The organism is Candidatus Brevundimonas phytovorans (assembly GCA_029203145.1).
Lineage (GTDB): Bacteria > Pseudomonadota > Alphaproteobacteria > Caulobacterales > Caulobacteraceae > Brevundimonas > Brevundimonas phytovorans.
Window position 1 is genome coordinate 2,446,086 of record CP119309.1, and the last position, 17,580, is coordinate 2,463,665.

General features: G+C 67.6%; 13 protein-coding genes. 8 read left to right on the forward strand and 5 right to left on the reverse strand.

Features of this window, described 5'->3' with window-relative positions; translation table 11 throughout:
• The first annotated feature begins 170 nt into the window (after positions 1 to 170).
• From P0Y52_12020 to P0Y52_12035, 4 genes are all read left to right on the forward strand, one after another.
• Entirely contained in the window at positions 171 to 1,775 is a 1,605-nt protein-coding gene (locus P0Y52_12020; protein WEK57263.1) for a GNAT family N-acetyltransferase, read from the forward strand.
• Between the two features lie 62 nt (positions 1,776 to 1,837).
• On the forward strand, positions 1,838 to 2,956 hold the full coding sequence (locus P0Y52_12025) for an Ada metal-binding domain-containing protein (GenBank protein WEK57264.1): 1,119 nt from the start codon (positions 1,838 to 1,840) through the stop codon (positions 2,954 to 2,956).
• Positions 2,937 to 3,488, forward strand: a complete 552-nt coding sequence (locus P0Y52_12030) for a methylated-DNA--[protein]-cysteine S-methyltransferase (protein WEK57265.1) — start codon at positions 2,937 to 2,939, stop codon at positions 3,486 to 3,488. Before P0Y52_12025 ends, P0Y52_12030 begins: the two co-directional genes overlap by 20 nt.
• Before the next feature lie 37 nt (positions 3,489 to 3,525).
• Complete coding sequence (locus P0Y52_12035) at positions 3,526 to 3,927, forward strand: host attachment protein (GenBank protein WEK57266.1); 402 nt, start codon at positions 3,526 to 3,528, stop codon at positions 3,925 to 3,927.
• A gap of 2 nt (positions 3,928 to 3,929) precedes the next feature.
• On the opposite strand, the gene ilvA is transcribed toward P0Y52_12035, so the two are convergent.
• The 5 genes from ilvA to nhaA all read right to left on the reverse strand — a co-directional run bounded on the left by ilvA (position 3,930) and on the right by nhaA (position 12,660).
• Positions 3,930 to 5,447: a threonine ammonia-lyase, biosynthetic gene (gene ilvA, locus P0Y52_12040; protein WEK57267.1), complete on the reverse strand. Its 1,518-nt coding sequence runs from the start codon at positions 5,445 to 5,447 to the stop codon at positions 3,930 to 3,932.
• Between the two features lie 114 nt (positions 5,448 to 5,561).
• On the reverse strand, positions 5,562 to 7,148 hold the full coding sequence (locus P0Y52_12045; GenBank protein ID WEK57268.1) for a hypothetical protein: 1,587 nt from the start codon (positions 7,146 to 7,148) through the stop codon (positions 5,562 to 5,564).
• Between the two features lie 68 nt (positions 7,149 to 7,216).
• On the reverse strand, positions 7,217 to 8,482 hold the full coding sequence (locus P0Y52_12050; protein ID WEK59491.1) for a dicarboxylate/amino acid:cation symporter: 1,266 nt from the start codon (positions 8,480 to 8,482) through the stop codon (positions 7,217 to 7,219).
• 140 nt (positions 8,483 to 8,622) lie between these two features.
• On the reverse strand, positions 8,623 to 11,217 hold the full coding sequence (locus P0Y52_12055) for a TonB-dependent receptor (protein WEK57269.1): 2,595 nt from the start codon (positions 11,215 to 11,217) through the stop codon (positions 8,623 to 8,625).
• Positions 11,218 to 11,448: 231 nt separating this feature from the next.
• On the reverse strand, positions 11,449 to 12,660 hold the full coding sequence (gene nhaA, locus P0Y52_12060; protein WEK57270.1) for a Na+/H+ antiporter NhaA: 1,212 nt from the start codon (positions 12,658 to 12,660) through the stop codon (positions 11,449 to 11,451).
• Positions 12,661 to 12,873: 213 nt separating this feature from the next.
• Here nhaA and P0Y52_12065 point away from each other — a divergent pair, with 213 nt between their 5' ends.
• From P0Y52_12065 to P0Y52_12080, 4 genes are all read left to right on the forward strand, one after another.
• Positions 12,874 to 14,334 carry a YdiU family protein gene (locus P0Y52_12065; protein WEK57271.1) on the forward strand — a complete coding sequence of 487 codons (1,461 nt, stop codon included), beginning with the start codon at positions 12,874 to 12,876 and terminating at the stop codon, positions 14,332 to 14,334.
• A gap of 366 nt (positions 14,335 to 14,700) precedes the next feature.
• Positions 14,701 to 15,111 (forward strand): DoxX family protein, encoded by a 411-nt coding sequence (locus P0Y52_12070; protein ID WEK57272.1) that lies wholly within the window; start codon positions 14,701 to 14,703, stop codon positions 15,109 to 15,111.
• A gap of 150 nt (positions 15,112 to 15,261) precedes the next feature.
• Positions 15,262 to 15,747: a MerR family DNA-binding transcriptional regulator gene (locus tag P0Y52_12075; protein ID WEK57273.1), complete on the forward strand. Its 486-nt coding sequence runs from the start codon at positions 15,262 to 15,264 to the stop codon at positions 15,745 to 15,747.
• A gap of 4 nt (positions 15,748 to 15,751) precedes the next feature.
• Positions 15,752 to 17,533, forward strand: a complete 1,782-nt coding sequence (locus tag P0Y52_12080) for an acyl-CoA dehydrogenase C-terminal domain-containing protein (protein ID WEK57274.1) — start codon at positions 15,752 to 15,754, stop codon at positions 17,531 to 17,533.
• Positions 17,534 to 17,580 lie beyond the last annotated feature (47 nt).

The following is a 17,580-nucleotide window of genomic DNA, read 5'->3' on the forward strand; positions in this document are numbered from 1 at the left end:
TTCCCCCTACTGGCGGACAGCTTAACCGCCGTTTTGCGAGGAAGGGAAGTCAGGGGCGGCGTCACGACGATTTCGGCGTAGTCGGGCCCCGCCGCTCGGCGCGCGTCCCATTCTGGAACCAAGCCAAATATGGCCCGTTTGTGGCTCGGCTGTGCTGTGAGGGCTGTCCGATGCATGTCGATGTCATCGAGGGGTTCGACGCGCTCGATAGCGTGCGCGACGACTGGGAGGCGGTCTACGCCGCCGACCCGGAGGCCAGCGTCTTCATGTCCTGGCGCTGGATCGCCGACTGCCTGGCCACGCATCGCAGCGTCTGGCTGATTCTCGCGGCCAAGCCGACCCCGGCGGATGATCGCTACGTCGCCTTCCTGCCTTTGCGGATGCAGGTGCGTTTCCATCCGACGTGCGGCTTCATCAACGAACTGTCGCTCGCGGGCGGCGGATACTCCGACCATGCCGGGCTCCTGGCTCATCCCGCGTTCGAGAGTGCGGCGGTGGCGGCCCTTGGCGACCACCTGCGGAAAAAGCTTCACTGGGCCCGGCTGACCCTGGCCAATCTGTGGATGTCCGACCGGCGGCGTCGGCTTTTCCTGTCAGGGTTCGACGCGCATCGCTTCGTCCACAAGGACATCACCTACATCGATCCGGTCACGCAGACGGACAATAACGTCTGTCCCTCCGTCGCCCTGCCGTCGGATTGGGACGCCTATCTGGGGAGCCTCAGCGCCAACCACCGGCAGAAGATCCGTCGCGGGCTGCGCAAGGTCGATGCGGCCGAGAACTACGCCATCATGCCCGCCGACGCCGAGACCTGGGGTGACGACATCGACGCCCTGCTGGGTTTTTGGAAGGCCAAATGGGCGGGCCGCAAGGGCGCCAAGGCCGAGGCCATCATCAACCGCAACCGCGCCATGCTGAGCCGCTGCGCCTACAACGGGACGCTGTTCCTGCCTGTCTTCCGGCACAGGGACGCCGAAGGCGACCGGGCCGTGGCCGCCCTGGCCATCCTGGTCGATCCCGTCAAGAAGGCGATGCTCTTCTTCATCGGCGGGCGGGACGAGACCTATGCCGAGGCGCCGGCCGGCTATCTGCTGCATGCCTACAGCCTGCGCCACGCCATCGCCCAGGGCTTCTCCACCTATCATTTCCTGCTGGGCAATGAGCCGTACAAATATGTCTTCGCCGCGCAGGAACAGCGGCTGAAGGCCTGCTCCGTGGCGACCCGCAGCGGGCGCAACCTGGGCGAGACCCTGGACCCCAGAGGCCTGGGGGCCATGCGCGACATAGCCGTCGATCTGGAAAGGAAGGCCGACGTCCCAGCGGCGGAACGGGCCTATCGCCAGATCCTGACGCTGCAGCCGGACGACCCCCTGACCCTCTATCGCCTCGGCCGCCTGCGAGCGAGCAGAGGCGACCATGCGGAGGCCGCCCTGCACCTATCCCGCTCGGTGGCGCTTGATCCCCTGGGGGCCAATGCCTGGCTGAAACTGGCGCATGCCCGCCGCGCCATAGGCGACGACGCCGGGGCGCTCGACGCCGGCCGCGAGGTCGTGCGGCTGCGGCCCGACAGCGAGGACGCCAAGGCCCTGATCCTGCAACTCGCCCTCGCCGCCCGCCAAGCGCCGATCGCGCCCCGGCTGTGGCGCGCCCCGCCCGCCGCCCCCCGCTTCGGGGAGGGCGCCGGTTCGCCGCCGCCGTGGATGCGGCCAGGTCCGGGCCAGCGGGGGGCCCCCGCCCCAGAAGCGAGCCAAGGCGCGAGCGACCTCACGACCTGAGCCGGCGCCGCCATGTCCGAAAACCGCGAGACAGCGCGGCGTCGTGGGCGCATTCTGCCCGTATGGAAGACGCCCGCGACAGTCTGGATCAGGAGGCCTGCTACCGGGCCGTCCTGACGCGCGACCCGCGCTTTGACGGGCGCTTCTTCACCTGCGTGAAGACGACGGGGATCTATTGCCGTCCGGTCTGTCCCGCCCGGACGCCCAGGCGTGAGAATATGCGCTTCGTCGCCTCGGCGGCGGCGGCGGAGGAGGCGGGGTTCCGCGCCTGCCTGCGTTGCCGACCCGAAACCGCCCCGGATATGGGAGCGTGGCGCGGCACCTCGAATACGGTCAGCCGGGCCCTGGGCCTGATCGAGGCGGGCGCTCTGGATGAGGGCGACGTCGATGGTCTGGCCGCAAGGCTGGGCGTCGGTGAACGCCACCTGCGCCGCCTGTTCCGCCAGCATCTGGGCGCCGCCCCGGTCAGCGTGGCCCAGACGCGGCGCGTGCTGCTGGCCAAGGCCCTGATCCACCAGACCGATCTGGCCATGGCTGAGGTGGCGCTGGCCTCGGGCTTTGGCAGCGTGCGGCGCTTCAACGAGACGTTTCAGTCGCTCTATGGGCGGCCGCCCTCGATGCTGAGGCGGCGGGCGGAGAGGCTGGGCGACGGGGGCGTGCGGCTGAGCCTGCCCTACCGTCCGCCCTATGAAATAGACGCGATGCTGGCGGCGCTGACGGTGCGCGGCGACACGGTCGAGGGCGGGGTCTGGCGACGCGCGCTGACGCCCGATGTGGATGGCGCGACCGGCGAGGTCTCAGCCCGGTTCGAGAGCGGGAACCGGCTGGCGGTCACGGTGGCGGCCTCGGACCTGAAGGCCCTGCCCGGTATTCTGGCGCGGGTGCGGCGGGTGTTCGACCTGTCGGCGGACCCCGAAGCGATCCAGCGCGACCTGTCGGGGGACGCCCTGTTGGCGTCGCTGGTGCGGGCGCGGCCCGGCCTGCGCCTGCCCGGCGACTGGATCGATGAGGCGACGGACATGGCCAGCGACCGGCTGCCCCAAGACTGGAATGACGAACGGCTCGCGCCACGGGCCGAGCAATGGCGGCCCTGGCGGGCCTATGGCGCGCTGCACCTGCGGGAAGCGGGGATCGACAGTGTACGGATCATGGAGAGCGATGATGAAAAAGACGCAGCCTGAGACCTTTACGCTGGACCGCCTCGCCTCGCCGGTGGGCGAGGTCCTGCTGGTCATCGACGCCGAGGGCGCAGTGCGGGCCTTCGACTTCGCGGACTATGAGGCGCGGATGCGAAAGCTGCTGACCCGTCACTATGGCGAGGTCGTGCTGACGCCGGGCCGGGCGCCCGAGGCGGTGCGGGCGGCCATCGCCGCCTATTTCGGCGGCGACGCCACGGCGCTGGACGGGATCGCGGTAAAGACGGGCGGCACCGACTTCCAGCGCTCGGTCTGGGCCGCCCTGCGCACCATTCCGGCGGGCGAGACCTGGTCCTATGGCCGGCTGGCCGCCGCCATCGGCAAGCCCAGCGCCGTGCGCGCCGTGGGTCTGGCCAACGGGGCCAATCCGGTCGGGGTGATCGTGCCCTGCCACCGCGTCGTCGGCGCCAATGGGACCCTGACGGGCTATGCCGGCGGGTTGGCGCGCAAGCGCTGGCTGCTGGCCCATGAAAAGGCCGAGGTGGGAACGGAGCAGGGCGCCTTTGCGCTAGACTAGGGCGCCACGACACCGGCGCGCTCCCGGAGCCATGATGATGAACCTGCCCAATGGGGCTTTCGTCGCTGTCGTCGACGGCGCGAAGCTGAGCCTGTTCCGCAACACCGGCCATCTTCTGGACATTCAACTGAAGCCGGTCGAGGCCCCCGCCATCCCCAAGCGCCTGTCCGGCGCGCCGGGCCGCCGCTCCAGCGAGGCCAATCCCGACAACGACACCCAGGCCGAGGACGGCTTCGCCATGGGGGTGGCCGAGGCGCTGAACCACATGGCCCTGACCCACAAGCTGGAAGCCCTGGCGGTGGTCGCCGCCCCCAGGACCCTCGGCCAGTTGCGCAAGCACTGGCACAAGGCGCTGGAGGAACGTCTGGTCGGCGAAATCCCCAAGGACCTGACCGGCCGCCCCGCCGAAGCCGTGGCCGAGGCCATCAGCAAGGCCTGAGCCTAGGCCGCTCCATCGAGGAACAGGCGGCAGGCCGGATTGTCGGTCTCGTCGACATAGGGATAGCCCAGGCCGTCCAGGGCGGCGGTCAGGGCCGCCGCCTGATCCGGCGGGACGCTGATCCCGGCCAGCACCCGGCCCACGTCGTCGCCGTGGTTGCGATAGTGGAACAGGGTCAGGGCCCAGGCCGGCTGCAAGCTGTTGAGGAAGCGCAGGAAGGCGCCAGGACGCTCGGGGAATTCAAAGCGCAGCAGCCGCTCGTGCGGCAGGCCGATGGTGCGCCCGCCGACCATGTAGCGAACGTGCAGCTTGGCCGTCTCGTTGTCGCTCATGTCCTCGACGGCGTAGTCGTCGGCGCGCAGGCGGGCGATCAACTCCTCGCGCTCATGGGCGCCGTTCTTCAAGGCCACGCCGACGAAAATCTGCGCCCGCCCGTCGCCGGACCAGCGATAGTTGAACTCGGTCACCGAGCGGCCGTCCAGCGAGCGCAGGAAGCGGTGATAGTCGTCGCGGCGGTCCGGCATGGCCACGGCCAGCAGAGCTTCGGCGCCCTCGCCGATCTCGGCCCGTTCAGCGACGTGGCGCAGGCGGTCGAAATTGACGTTGGCGCCGGAGTTGATCGCCACCAGGGCGCCGCCCCCCGGATGGCGCGCGGCCCAGACCTTCATCCCCGCCAGCGCCACGGCCCCCGCCGGTTCGGCCACGGCGCGCACGTCGTCGAAAATGTCCTTCACCGCCGCACAGATGGCGTCCGTGTCGACCAGAACGATGTCGTCCAGCAGGTCGCGGCACAGGCGGAAGGTCTCGTCCCCCGCCCGCTTGACCGCCACGCCGTCGGCGAACAGGCCGACCTGATCCAGCGTCACCACCTGACCGGCGGCGAGGGCGCTCTTCATCGTCGGGGCGTCGGCGGGCTCGACGCCGATGATGCGGGTCTCGGGGCGCAGGAAGCGGACGATGGCGGCCACCCCCGCCGCCAGGCCCCCGCCGCCGATGGGGATGAAGACGGCGTCGATCGGGTCGGGGTGCTGGCGCAGGATTTCCAGACCCACCGTGCCCTGCCCGGCGATGACGTCGGGGTCGTCGAAGGGGTGGACGAAGGTGGCGCCGGTTTCTTTTTCCAGCTCGCGGGCGTGGGCATAGGCGTCGTCAAAGCTCTCGCCGTGCAGCACCACATGGCCGCCCAGGGCCCTGACCGCCGCCACCTTGATGCCCGGCGTGGTGGTCGGCATGACGATGGTCGAGGTCGCGCCGCGTTTCGCGGCCGCCAGGGCCACCCCCTGCGCGTGGTTGCCCGCCGAGGCGCAGATGACGCCGCGCGCCAACTCGGCCTCGGTCAGGTTGGCGATGCGGTTATAGGCGCCGCGGATCTTGAACGAGAAGACCGGCTGCAGGTCCTCGCGCTTCAGCAGGGCCGGACGGCCCAGCCGCGCCGAAAGCCGCTTCAGCGGGTCCAGAGGGGTTTCTTCGGCCACGTCATAGACGCGGGCGGTCAGGATGCGGCGGACGGTGTCTTGCACGAAAATCTCAGCCCGGCTCGGAACACAGAAGGATACGTGTGATCGTCTAGGCGATACCGGCCAGAATGAGAATGGATTTTGCGCGATTCTCCGACACCACGCCCCTGCTTGGACCTAGACCGCCCTCGTCGCCAGCGGCGGGGCGGCGGTGACGGCCTGAACCGTGGGGGCCGCCAGAGGACGATCACAGGCCGCCTCAATCACCTGACCGTCGGGCGTCCGGTAGCGCACAGGCAGCGACGCCGCGCACCGGGCCTGCACGGCCATGAACATGGCCTCGCCCTCGGCCATGGGGTCGATATCCTCGATCAGAGCGATCTTCGGGTCGCCCGACAAGACGCCGCAGCGGTCCTCGGTCGCCAACTGCAACCCGTCCAGGTTTTCGTAGAAGCCCATGTCTCCTCTGCAATGCTGGTCCGCCACATGGTGCAGGGCCGCACGGCGATAGTCCCGCGCCTCGGGCTGGTTTCCCAGGGTGACGCCCAACTGCGCGAGGCGAGCGTCGACGCCCGCCCACCGTCCCGCGCCAGGGCCGTCCATCAGCACCGCGACGGCGCTGTCAGGCCGCAACAGGGCGCGAAACTCGGACACGCCGTAGCCCTCGCCCTCGCGCGCGGCGTCCAGCAGGGTCTTCCAAAGATCAAATACGTCGCGCGCCCCGTTTGAGGCCTGACGCGTCTCCAGGTCGGCCAGCCACTGCACCACGACGCCGCAGTCATAGATGGCCGGGCCGCGACGCAGACGCGCGGGATCGTAGTCGTCGTCCAGCAGCATATCGCGGCAGGCCCGCAGCCGTTTTGTCAGCGCCGCCCGACCTTGCGCCTCATCAACCACGCCGCTCGACACCGCGGCGACGAGGGCGCCGTATTCGGCCATGCCCTCATGCAGCCAGGGCGCCGGGCCGCTGTCCCTCATCACCCCGTGGCCGTTCCACAGATGCAGGGCCTCGTGCCAGACGAAGGTGCCCAGAGGCACAGCCACATCCGGCGGCGGCGAGGCCCAGTCGCCGTGGAAGCGCAGCGAGATGACCCCGGTATCGGTCACATCGCCACGAAAACCGCTCGGCCCCGGACTGTCGGTCGAGATGATCAGCGTCGGCTCGGTGGGCAGGACATGACCCAGCCGCGCATCATAGAATTTCTGCGCCGCGAAGAAGCCGTCGCGCAGCAGGAGCGTCAGGGCCGGCGGGGCCGAGGCGCTGGTCACGACCACCGCACCGTCACGGCGCATCACCGCCTCTTGCGGGCCCAGATAGACATAGCCCTTGACCGCATCCGTGATCGGCAGGGCCGCCTCCCCCGCAACGGGACGCGCGGTCAGGACAGCGTCCATGCCGACCAACTCCAGACCGGGCCCATAGAGGACATGCCCCGCCCCTACGCGCGACAGGCCCATATAGGTGCGATCCACCTCGGCGGCGTCGGGGGCGATCTGGATCTCGAAGCGGTCAAAGGGCTCTTCGCCCTCGACCCCGCCGTCCTTCAGGGCCAGGCCCGGCGTCGTCACCGTCCACAGGTCGCGGATGACGCTGGGCGACAGGAAGGTCGCGCGCGTCGTCGGCTGGGTCAGGCGCCAGGTGACGACCACGCCGCCCGGGGCGCTGAGCGCCTCTATGGTCGCGGCCTGTTGCGCCAGGGCGGGCGCAGATGCGCCGCAGACCATCGTCAGGGCGACGAGGGCGCTCGCCAGTCTCTTGCTCATGATGGCCTTCCTCCTCCGACACGGTGAAGGAAGCTTGGCCTTCATGGCGGATTCTGGTCAACCGTCGTTCACTCGACCTCGACAACCTCGCCGCCCTGGACAATGCGGGTCACGGCCATGTCGGCGGTGACATTGCCCAGGGTGCGGAAGATGTCGGGGATGACTTCGACCGCCAGCAGCAGGGGCAGCATCTCCAGCGGCACCCCCATGGCGATGCAGATGGGAGCGATGGAGGCGAAGAAGCTGACCTGACCGGGCAGGCCGACGGTGCCGATCGAGATCAGCATGGCGGTCAGCATGGCGGCGACCAGTTGCCCCAAGGACGGCTCGACGCCGAACAGGTGGGCGCAATAGATGGCCACGCCCAGGTTGGCGACCGGGCTGGTGATGCGGAAGATGGCCACCGCCAGCGGTAGGACCAGACCCGCCGTGGCGCGCGGCACCCCCAGCATGTCCACCGACCGCTCGACCATGACCGGCAGGCTGGCCAGAGACGACTGGGTCGAGAAGGCCACGACCTGAGCCGGGGCCGCCGCGCGCGCGAAGCGGCTCAGGCTGACCCGGCCGAAGATGACCGCCAGCGGATAGAAGATCAGACCGACGCCTATGCAGGCGATGGAGATGACGGCCACATAGTGCAGCAGCACCCCCGCCGCGCTGGCCCCCGCCGTCAGACCTACGCCCAGCGACAGGGCGAAGACGCCCAGGGGCGCCGCCATCAGCACCCAGCGCACGATGACGATCATGGTCTCGCCCACCGCCTCAAAGAAGGTGACGAGCGGCAGACGCAGCCGCTCGGGCAGGCGCGAGGCCGCAAAGCCGAAGAAGACGGCGAAGACCACCATGCCCAGGATGGCGTCCTCGGCCGCCGCCCGGATCGGATTGGACGGGGCGATGGTCTTGAGAAACTCGCTGAAGGGGGCGGCCGCGCCGATGCCCCCCGGGGCCGCCGGGTGGCCAGCCAGCAGCAGTCGGGCGCCCTCGGGGTCGATGGGCCACAGGGCGTGCAGCCCATAGGCGGCGGCTACGGCGTAGAAGGTGGCGCCGAGAATCAGCACGCCGAACAGCAACACCGCCTTCAGCGCCAGCCGCCCGGTCCGGGCCGCGTCGGCGATCGAGGCGATGCCCGTCACCAGCAGGGAGAAGACCAGAGGGATGATGGTCATCCTCAAGGCGTTCAGCCACAGCTGGCCGATCGCCGCGATGAAGTCCGCCGTGCCGTGCCCGCCCGGCAGGCCCCATTGCTGCGCGCCCGCGCCGGCCGCCAGCCCCAAGGCCAAAGCCAACAGGACCTGAGCGCTCAGCGACGCCAGAAAGGATCGAGCCGTTTTCATAAAGGCCACGCTAGCAGTCGCCGTGGATCGCGCCACAGGAAGTTGATCGGCCCGGCCGTTTTGCACCCGCCTCAAAGAAAAAGGCGGACCGGATGGCTCCGGCCCGCCTCTTCACGCTGCTCCGCCCGAGGGCGGGGCGATCAGTATTTGACGCGCAGGGTCGCCCCGTAGGTGCGCGGCTGCCCCAGGAAGGCGTTGTAGGTCTGCGTGTCCAGGGCCGGGTTGAAGTAGGTCCCGTTCGGCTGAACCGTCGTCTGGAAGGCGGAACCCTGCAGCGGGGCGTTGATGGCCACCTGCTTGTATTCCTCGTCCGTCAGGTTCTGGGCCCAGATGTCTAGGGCCCAGCGGTCGTCATCCGAACCCAGGGTGACGCGGCCGTTCACCAGGGTGAAGGCGTCCTGCATCTTGTAGGGCAGCAGGTCGGAACCGGTGTTGTATTCGGTCGAATACTTGGCCGACAGGTTGAAGCCGATCTTCAGGCCCGCGCCGATCGAGCGGTCAAAAGCGACCGAACCCGTGGCCGACCATTCCGGGGCGAACGAAGCCCGCGCGCCCGGCAGCAGGGACAGCTGCGGGAAGTTGCCCGGGTTGGTCAGGTCCGCCGCGGTGAAGTTCCCGTACTTGGTATCGGTGTAGGTCACGCCGCTGGTGAAGGACAGGCCTTCGATCGGGGTGAACCAGACGAAGTCGGCGTCAAAGCCCTGCGACTTCAGCTCGGGGATGGATTCGACCACGAAGGCCGTGCCCAGGAAGGTGTTGAGCTGGAAATCTTCAAACTTCTGATTGAAGTAGGTCAGGTTCAGCAGGACCGTGCGATCGAACAGGGTGTTCTTCAGACCCAGTTCATAGCTGTCGACGGTTTCAGCCGGGAAGTAGAGCGACGCCGTCGGGGTGACGCCGTTCTGCACGCGGTCCAGGTTGTAACCGAACGACTTGTAGCCATGAGCGTAGGAGCCGTAGGCCATGACACTGTCGTTGAGGCGATAGCTGGCCTTGATCGTGCCGGTGAACTCGCCGCCGGTGTTTTCCTCGGACAGGCGGCGGTTGTCGTACAGCGGGTTGGCCCAGGGCAGACAGATGTTGCCGATCAGGCGCGGACCGATAGTCGGGCCGAACACGCCCTGGATGGCCGCAGCGTTCGCTAGAGTGCTGCCGCAAGCCGCGCCGTTCGTGCCGACATTATCCTGCACAGCCAGCAACGACTTGTGATCCTGACTGTAGCGCAGACCCAGGGTCAAATCGAACTTGTCGGTCAGGTGCACCGTATTGTTGGTGAACAGGGCGAAGGATTGGGTGCTCTGGCTGTAGTGGTCGCGAACGCCCTCGCCGAGGCCGAATCCGGGGCCGGTCGCAGCGGTGGGCCCGGACGGCGCCATGCCGCCGGTCATGAGGCAGCCGCCGAGGCCGGCGCTGGTCTGACCGGGCCGGCTGAAACAGCCGATGTCATTAGGGCTGACCGGGAAGCCGCCAGCGGCCAGTTGCGAGGAGAGCAGGATGGACAGGAAGGGCGTGTAACCTGCTCCGTAGTAGTAGCTGTCAGCCCGACCGATGTCCTCCTTGGTGAAGAAGACGCCAAACAGCCAGTCCAGCTTGTCGGTGGCGCCGGCCAGACGGAACTCCTGGGTCAGGTTCTCCAGCTTGAAGCCATAGCTGCCGTCATCCACGCGATAGAGAAGGTCGGCGGTCGTGTAGTCGAGGTCCATGCCGTTGACCCCCTCCCAGTTCCGCCAGGAACTGATGGAGGTCAGGGTGGCGTTCCACGAGGGGATGTCGATGTTGGCTTCGGCCGAGAAGCCCATGTCTTCCATGGTCTGGGCCGTGCTGCGGTTGGCGTAGGCCGTGCGCGAGAAAGGCAGCGGACCGTTGCCCGGCGCCGGAGCCGCCTGCTGGCCGCCGACCGCAGCGATCGCATTATAGGTCGGGCCGGTGCGGATCTGGGTCGAGACGCAGCAGTATTCGTCGCGCTTGGAATAGTCGGCGATCAGGCGGATCGACACCTCGTCCGACGGCAGGATCAGCAGCTGGCCGCGCGCGGTCCAGAAGTTCTGGTTCTGATCGTCTTTTTCGGTGCGCGGACCGGCGCCGGTGACGACGTCGTAGAAGCCGTCACGTTCGCGCTTGGCCACATAGAGGCGACCGGCGATCTGGTCGGTGATCGGGCCCGTGACCGAGCCGGCGACGCCCCAGGCGTTGAAGTTGCCGTAGGTGGCCTCGGCGTTGAAGCCCGGCGTGAAGGACGGGGCCTCGGAGATGATGTTGATGACGCCGGCCGAGGTGTTCTTGCCGAACAGGGTGCCCTGCGGCCCCTTCAGCACCTCGATGCGGCTCAGTTCGCCCAGGTCGCCGAAGCCGACGCCGTTGCGCGAGCGATAGACGCCGTCGATGACCACGCCGACCGAGCTTTCCAGACCGGGGTTGTCGCCGACCGTGCCGACGCCGCGGATACGGGCGGTGGTCGAGGCTTCCGACTGGGTCGAGGTGACGGTCATGCCCGGCGTCAGGATCTGCAGATCCTTGATGTCGCGCACCCCGGCGCCGTTCAGCGCCTCTTGCGACAGGGTCGTGACCACGATCGGCACGTCCTGCAGGTTCTGTTCACGCTTCTGGGCGGTGACGATGATGTCGTCGATCGTGGTCGGCCCGTCCTGGGCCGAGGCGGCGCCGGCGAAACCGAAGGCGACCGCGCCGACGACGGCGACGGACGCCGTGCAGCGAAGGATGTTGTTGAAACGCATAAGGCGGCTCCCCGGCTCTATGCCCCGGCGCGCGTGGCGACCGTGGCGGTTCCTGTCCCTGTCGATCCACGCTCATTGAACGACGTGAATTCTCCAACGACAGGCGTAAGCCAGGGTTGAGACAGCGACAAGAAGTCGTGAGACGCCAAAACGGCGATTTCGTCCAACACCGCTCTATATGTGGCGGGAAAGCGACAAAAAACGGTTCCGCTAGGTCAATGTTATCATTGTTTACTGAGACAGCCTGACAGAAGTTTCATCTTCTCTCTGCTGTTGACGACGCGCGGCGAGGTTGAGAATCACCGCTGCGGCCAGGGCTGACAACACCGAACCGCCGATCACGCCCAGCTTGACCTCGATCTGCTCGGGTGAATCCACCGCGCCGGGGAAGGCCAGGACGCCGATGAACAGGCTCATGGTGAAGCCGATGCCGCACAGCAGGCTGACGCCATAGAGTTGCAGCCAGCTGGCGCCCGAGGGCTTGTCGCCGATCTTCAGCTTGGCGGCCAGCCAGGCGGCGCCGAAGACGCCCAGCTGCTTGCCGATGAAGAGGCCCAGGGCGATGGCGATGACCAGGGGCGCAAACGCCTGTTCCAGCGACAGTCCGGCGAAGGACACGCCCGCCTTGGCGAAGGCGAACAGCGGCAGAACCAGGAAGGCGACGTAGGGGTGCAGGTCGTGCATCGCCTCCTTCAACGGGCTTTGCGAGGTCTCGCGGCGCGGCTCGACCGGCACGATCATGGCGAAGGCCACCGCCGTCAGCGAGGTCGACAGGCCCGACAGCACCGTCAGATACCAGACCGCGCCAAAGCCCAGCACCCAGAAGGGCCCGGCCAGACGGCGACGGCCCAGCAGGGCGAAGGCGGCGAGCAGACCGGCCACGCCCAGCAGCGGCAGCCACTGCACCCCCTGGCTGAACAGGACGGCGATCAGGGCGATGGCGCCGAGGTCATCGACGATGGCCAGGGTCAACAGGAAGACGCGCAGTGACGACGGCAGCTTCTTGCCCACCACCGCAAAGACGGCCAGGGCGAAGGCGATGTCGGTGGCCAGGGGAATGGGCCAGCCCTGCGACGGCCCGCCCAGCAGATGGGCGACGATCAGATAGATAAAGCCCGGAACCGCCATCCCGCCCAGGGCGGCGATGATCGGCAAGGCCAGCTTCTTGGGATTGCTCAGTTCGCCCTTGAGGATCTCGTATTTGATCTCCAGCCCGACCACGAGGAAGAAGACCGCCATCAGGCCTTCCTTGATCCAGTTCGAGATCGTCTCTTCCAGCCGCAGCGGGCCGACCTGAAGCACGTGGACGCTCTTCAGCCAGCCGAAATAGTCGCCAGCCCAGGGCGAGTTGGCGACGATCAGGGCGGCGACGGCGGCGAGGCCGAGGGCGGCCCCCGATCCGGCTTCGGTCTTGAGGAATTCGAGGGTGGATTTTCTCGCCACGGCGGTCTCCGAAATCAAAAGGACTGTCGTGGCGTCAGGTTATCGACGGACGCCTGACCGGATTCGCTCCTGATTGAGCGCCAGCCTGGCCCCGCGCGTGACGGGACCTGATCTCTGCCATCGAAAATACCTGAGCCGCCCCAGGGTTCAACCCCGGCTTGGCCGTTGATGTTGCGGTTGCGAAACGGGCGGCGAGCGCGCATCTGCCGCTTCATGCCCGTCTCCCCCGCCTATCGCCCCGATCCACGCTTCATCGACCTCGGCCCCGAGTTCGGCGATCCGGTGCAGGCGGCGGACTTTCCCCAGACCCTCCTGCGCGTGCGCAACGACCGGGCGGCGGCCACCGTCGGGCTGGAGACGCTGAGCGATGACGAGTGGCTGAGCCACCTTGGCCGCTTCAATCCCCTGCCCGGCCAACCCGGACCGGTCGCCATGCGCTATCACGGCCATCAGTTCCGCACCTACAACCCCGACCTCGGCGACGGGCGCGGCTTCCTGGCGGCGCAGATGCGGGAAAAGGTTGGCGCTCAAACAGCGAGCGACCGCGTCGCGAGCGATAGCGCCCCTCCAGCTCGACTTCTCGACCTCGGCACCAAAGGCTCCGGCCAGACGCCGTGGTCGCGGCGCGGCGACGGGCGGCTGACCCTGAAGGGCGGGATGCGCGAGGTGCTGGCCGCCGCCATGCTGGAAAGCTTGGGCGTGCCGACCTGCCGCATCCTGTCGCTGATCGAGACGGGAGAGGCGCTGGAGCGCGGCGACGAGCCCTCGCCCACCCGTTCCGCCGTCATGGTGCGGCTGTCGCACAGCCACATCCGTTTCGGGACCTTTCAGCGCGCCGCCTATCATGGGCGCAAGGACCAGTTGGAGGTCCTGCTGGAGCACGCCCGCAGCCTCTATCACCCCTCGGTCGCGCCAGGCGACGCGCCCGGCTTCCTGGCCGCGGTGGTCGAGGCTTCGGCGCGGCTGACGGCGAAATGGATCGCCGCCGGCTTCGTCCATGGGGTGCTGAACACCGACAATCTGAACGTGACAGGCGAGAGCTTCGACTACGGCCCGTGGCGCTTCCTGCCCCACTATGACCCCGCCTTCACCGCCGCCTATTTCGACAGCGAGGGGCTGTACGCCTTCGCGCGCCAGCCCGAGGCCGTGTTCTGGAACCTGACCCAGCTCGCCGGCTGCCTGAAGCTGATCGCCGAGCCGCAGGTCGCGGCCTTGACCGAGGCGCTGAACGGGTTCGGTCCCGCCTATATCCGCCATCTGCGCGCCGCCTTCCTCAACCGGCTGGGGGTCAAGAGCCTGAGCGAGGCCGCCGATCAGAGGCTGCTGGACGCGACCCTGGCCCTGCTGCGCGACAAGGGCGAGGCCCTGCGCTGGGAGCCGCTCTTCTTCGACTGGTTCGGCGGCTTCAGCTCCGGCGCGCGGGCGCTGGGCGGGGTGCGCGGCCCCACCTATCAGGGCGAGGCTTTCGACGCCTTCCGCTTCGCCCTGCTGGAGCATGAGCCCGACCGGCCCGAGCGGCTGGAGCACCCGATGTTCGCCATGCCCGAGCCCGAGGAGATGCTGATCGACGAGGTCGAGGCCCTGTGGTCGGCCATCGAACAGGGCGACGACTGGGCGCCCCTGCACGCCAAACTGGCCCGTCTGGACGCCGCCCGGAGCGCCTGGGCTTTATAGCCCGCCACGTCCCGCTCATCCCCGCGGAGGCGGCGACCCAGTGAGAGCTTCACGCACCACCGACAACCATGATCCAAGGTGACGCCCTTGGCCAAAGAACTGGGTCCCCGCCTCCGCGGGGATGAACGGATTTTGTTACACTTGCGCCCCATGTCATCAACTGATGTCATCGAGCGTTGACAGGCCGCTTCGCGCAGCCTAATGCCGTTTGACGATCACCGTCGGGTTACGGGGAATTGTGGTTTCAGCCACGCCGCCGCCGCAGGTCGCGCCTATCCCGTTTCACAGATTGTTACAGTTCCTTGAATGCGGGTGATACGATCTGATATAGCCACTGTTACCAATTAAACCCCTCCGGTTTCGGCCATGACCTCCACCACCCTCACCCCCCGCTCTCGCGCAAAAGCCGATTATCTGAACCTGGCCCTGTGGACCTTCCAGGGCTGGATCGCGATGTTCTTCGTCGCCGCCGGCTACGCCAAGCTGACGGAGTCGATGGAGAATCTGACCGTGCTGATGCACTGGCCCGCCATGGCCAGCGCCAACTTCGTGCGCGGTCTGGGCGTGGTCGAGATCGTGCTGGCCCTGATGGTGCTCAGCCCCCTGGTGTCATGGCGCATCGGTCGTCCTCTGCTGCTGACCGCCAGTGTCGGCCTGCTGGCCTTGCAGAGCATCATGCTGATCCTGCACGCCATGGAGCTGAATATCGGCCTGGCCCTGACCAACCTCTTCCTGATCGCCATCACGGCGCCGGTGTTCTGGTTCCGCCGTCACTAGGCGACATCGACAGGTTTCCTCCCCGGATCGGCCGCGGCGGGCGCTAGCTCGCCGCGGCCGATTTGCGTTTGCGACCCCCGCTGTTCACAACTTGTCGAGGGGACGGTGGAGAAGCTTCCCTTTACGTCCGCGTCAAGTTATGGATGACGCATGGCGACCGCTGATGATCACCGCACCTATTCCATCCGGCACCTGTGCCGCGAGTTCGGGGCGACCGCGCGCGCCCTGCGCTTCTATGAGGACAAGGGCCTGCTGACCCCGGCCCGCAAGGGCCAGACGCGGGTCTATGACAGCCGCGACCGCGCCCGACTGAAGCTGATCCTGAGGGGCCGCCGCATCGGCTTCACCCTGCAGGAGATCCAGGAGATGCTGGATCTGTATGACCGCAAGGATCACAACGTCCATCAGATGGCCGTGGCCCTGCGCCGTCACCGCGCCCAGGTCGAGGCGCTGAAACAGCAGCTCGAAGACATCGAGGGCGCCATCCAGACGGCTGAGGAAGCCTGCGCCTGGATGGAGTCCAAGCTGGGCGAACACCGCCCCGACCTTCTGCCGGGGGCGGACGAATACGCCAACCTGCTGAGCGAGCGGCTCAACCCCGACACCCACTTCCAGCCTTTCAAAGCGAGAGCGTAATCCCATGGCCTACAAGGCGCCTGTCCGCGACCTGTCCTTCGTCCTGCACGACGTGCTGGAGGTCGAACGCTACGCCAACCACTTCGCCGACGCCGACCTGTCCCGCGACCTGATCGACCAGATCATCGAGGAAGGCGGCAAGTTCGCCGAGGAGGTCATCGCCCCGATCAATCGCGCCGGCGATCAGGAAGGCTGCACCATCGACGGCGACGTCGTCACCACGCCCAAGGGCTGGAAGGAAGCCTATCATCAGATGGTCGAGGCCGGCTGGACCAGCCTGGCCTTCGGCACGGAATACGGCGGCCAGGGTCTGCCCTCCATCGTCTCCATGGCGGTGGGCCAATTCACGGCGGCGGCCTCGGCGGCGTTTTCCATGTATCCGGGCCTGACGGGCGGCGCCTATCACGGCATCGAAGCCTCGGCCTCGGACGAACTGAAGCAGAAGTACCTGCCCAAGATGGCGACCGGCGAGTGGACCGGCACCATGAACCTGACCGAGCCGCAGTGCGGCACCGACCTGGGCATGGTCCGCACCAAGGCCGTGCCCAACGGCGACGGCTCCTATTCCATCACCGGCCAGAAGATCTGGATCTCGGCGGGCGAGCACGACTTCGCCGACAACATCATCCACACCGTCCTGGCCCGCGTCGAAGGCGCGGTTCCGGGCATCAAGGGCCTGTCGCTCTTCGTGGTGCCCAAGTTTCTGGTCAACGAAGACGGCTCCATCGGCGAGCGCAACGGCGTCCAATGCGCCGGCCTGGAACACAAGATGGGCATCCACGGCAACGCCACCTGCGTCATGGCCTATGAGAACGCCAAGGGCTGGCTGATCGGCGAAGAAGGCCGGGGCATGAACAACATGTTCGTGGTCATGAACGAGGCCCGCCTCGGCACCGGCCTGCAAGGCCTGGCCATCGGCGACGCCGCCTATCAGGCTGCTGTCGAGTTCGCCAACGACCGCCTGCAAGGCCGCGCCCTGACCGGCGCCAAGAACCCGGACGGCCCCGCCGACCCCATCATGGTCCACCCCGACGTGCGCCGGATGCTGCTGGAATCGAAGGCCTTCGTCGAAGGCGGCCGCGCCTTCATCCTGTGGACCGCTCTGCAAGCTGACCTGCAGAAGTCTTCGGACGAGGCCACGGCGACCAAGGCCAAGGACTACATGGGCCTGATCACGCCTGTGCTGAAAGCCTATCTGACCGACAAGGGCTTCCACGTCGCCTCGCTGGCCATGCAGGTCCACGGCGGCTCGGGCTACACCGAGCACTTCCCCGCCTCGCAGTATCTGCGCGATGCGCGCATCACCATGATCTATGAGGGCACCAACGGCATTCAGGCGCTCGATCTCGTGGGCCGCAAGCTGCCGTCCAACGGCGGCCGCGCCATCATGAGCTGGTTCGCCGACATCGACGCCTTCGTGGCCGAGAACGGCGACGACGAGGCCATCAAGCCCTTCGTCGACGGTCTGGCCGACACCAAGAAGAAGCTGCAGGACGGCACCATGTGGCTGATGCAGAACGGCATGGCCAACCCGGACAACGCCGGCGCCGCCTCGACCGACTACCTGCACATCTTCGGCCTGACGGCCCTGGCCTATATGTGGGCGCAGATGGCCAAGTCGGCCCAGGCCAAGATCGCCGCCGGCGACACCGACCCCTACTATGTGACCAAGCTGCAGACCGGCCGCTACTTCGTCGAGCGCATCCTGCCCGACGCCGCCGCCCACCTGGTCAAGATGAAGACCGGCGCCGAGGTGCTGATGCAGATGCCCGCCGAGGCGTTCTAATCTTGTCTTTCCTCCCTGTTCGCTTTGCGAATGGGGAGGTGGCGCGG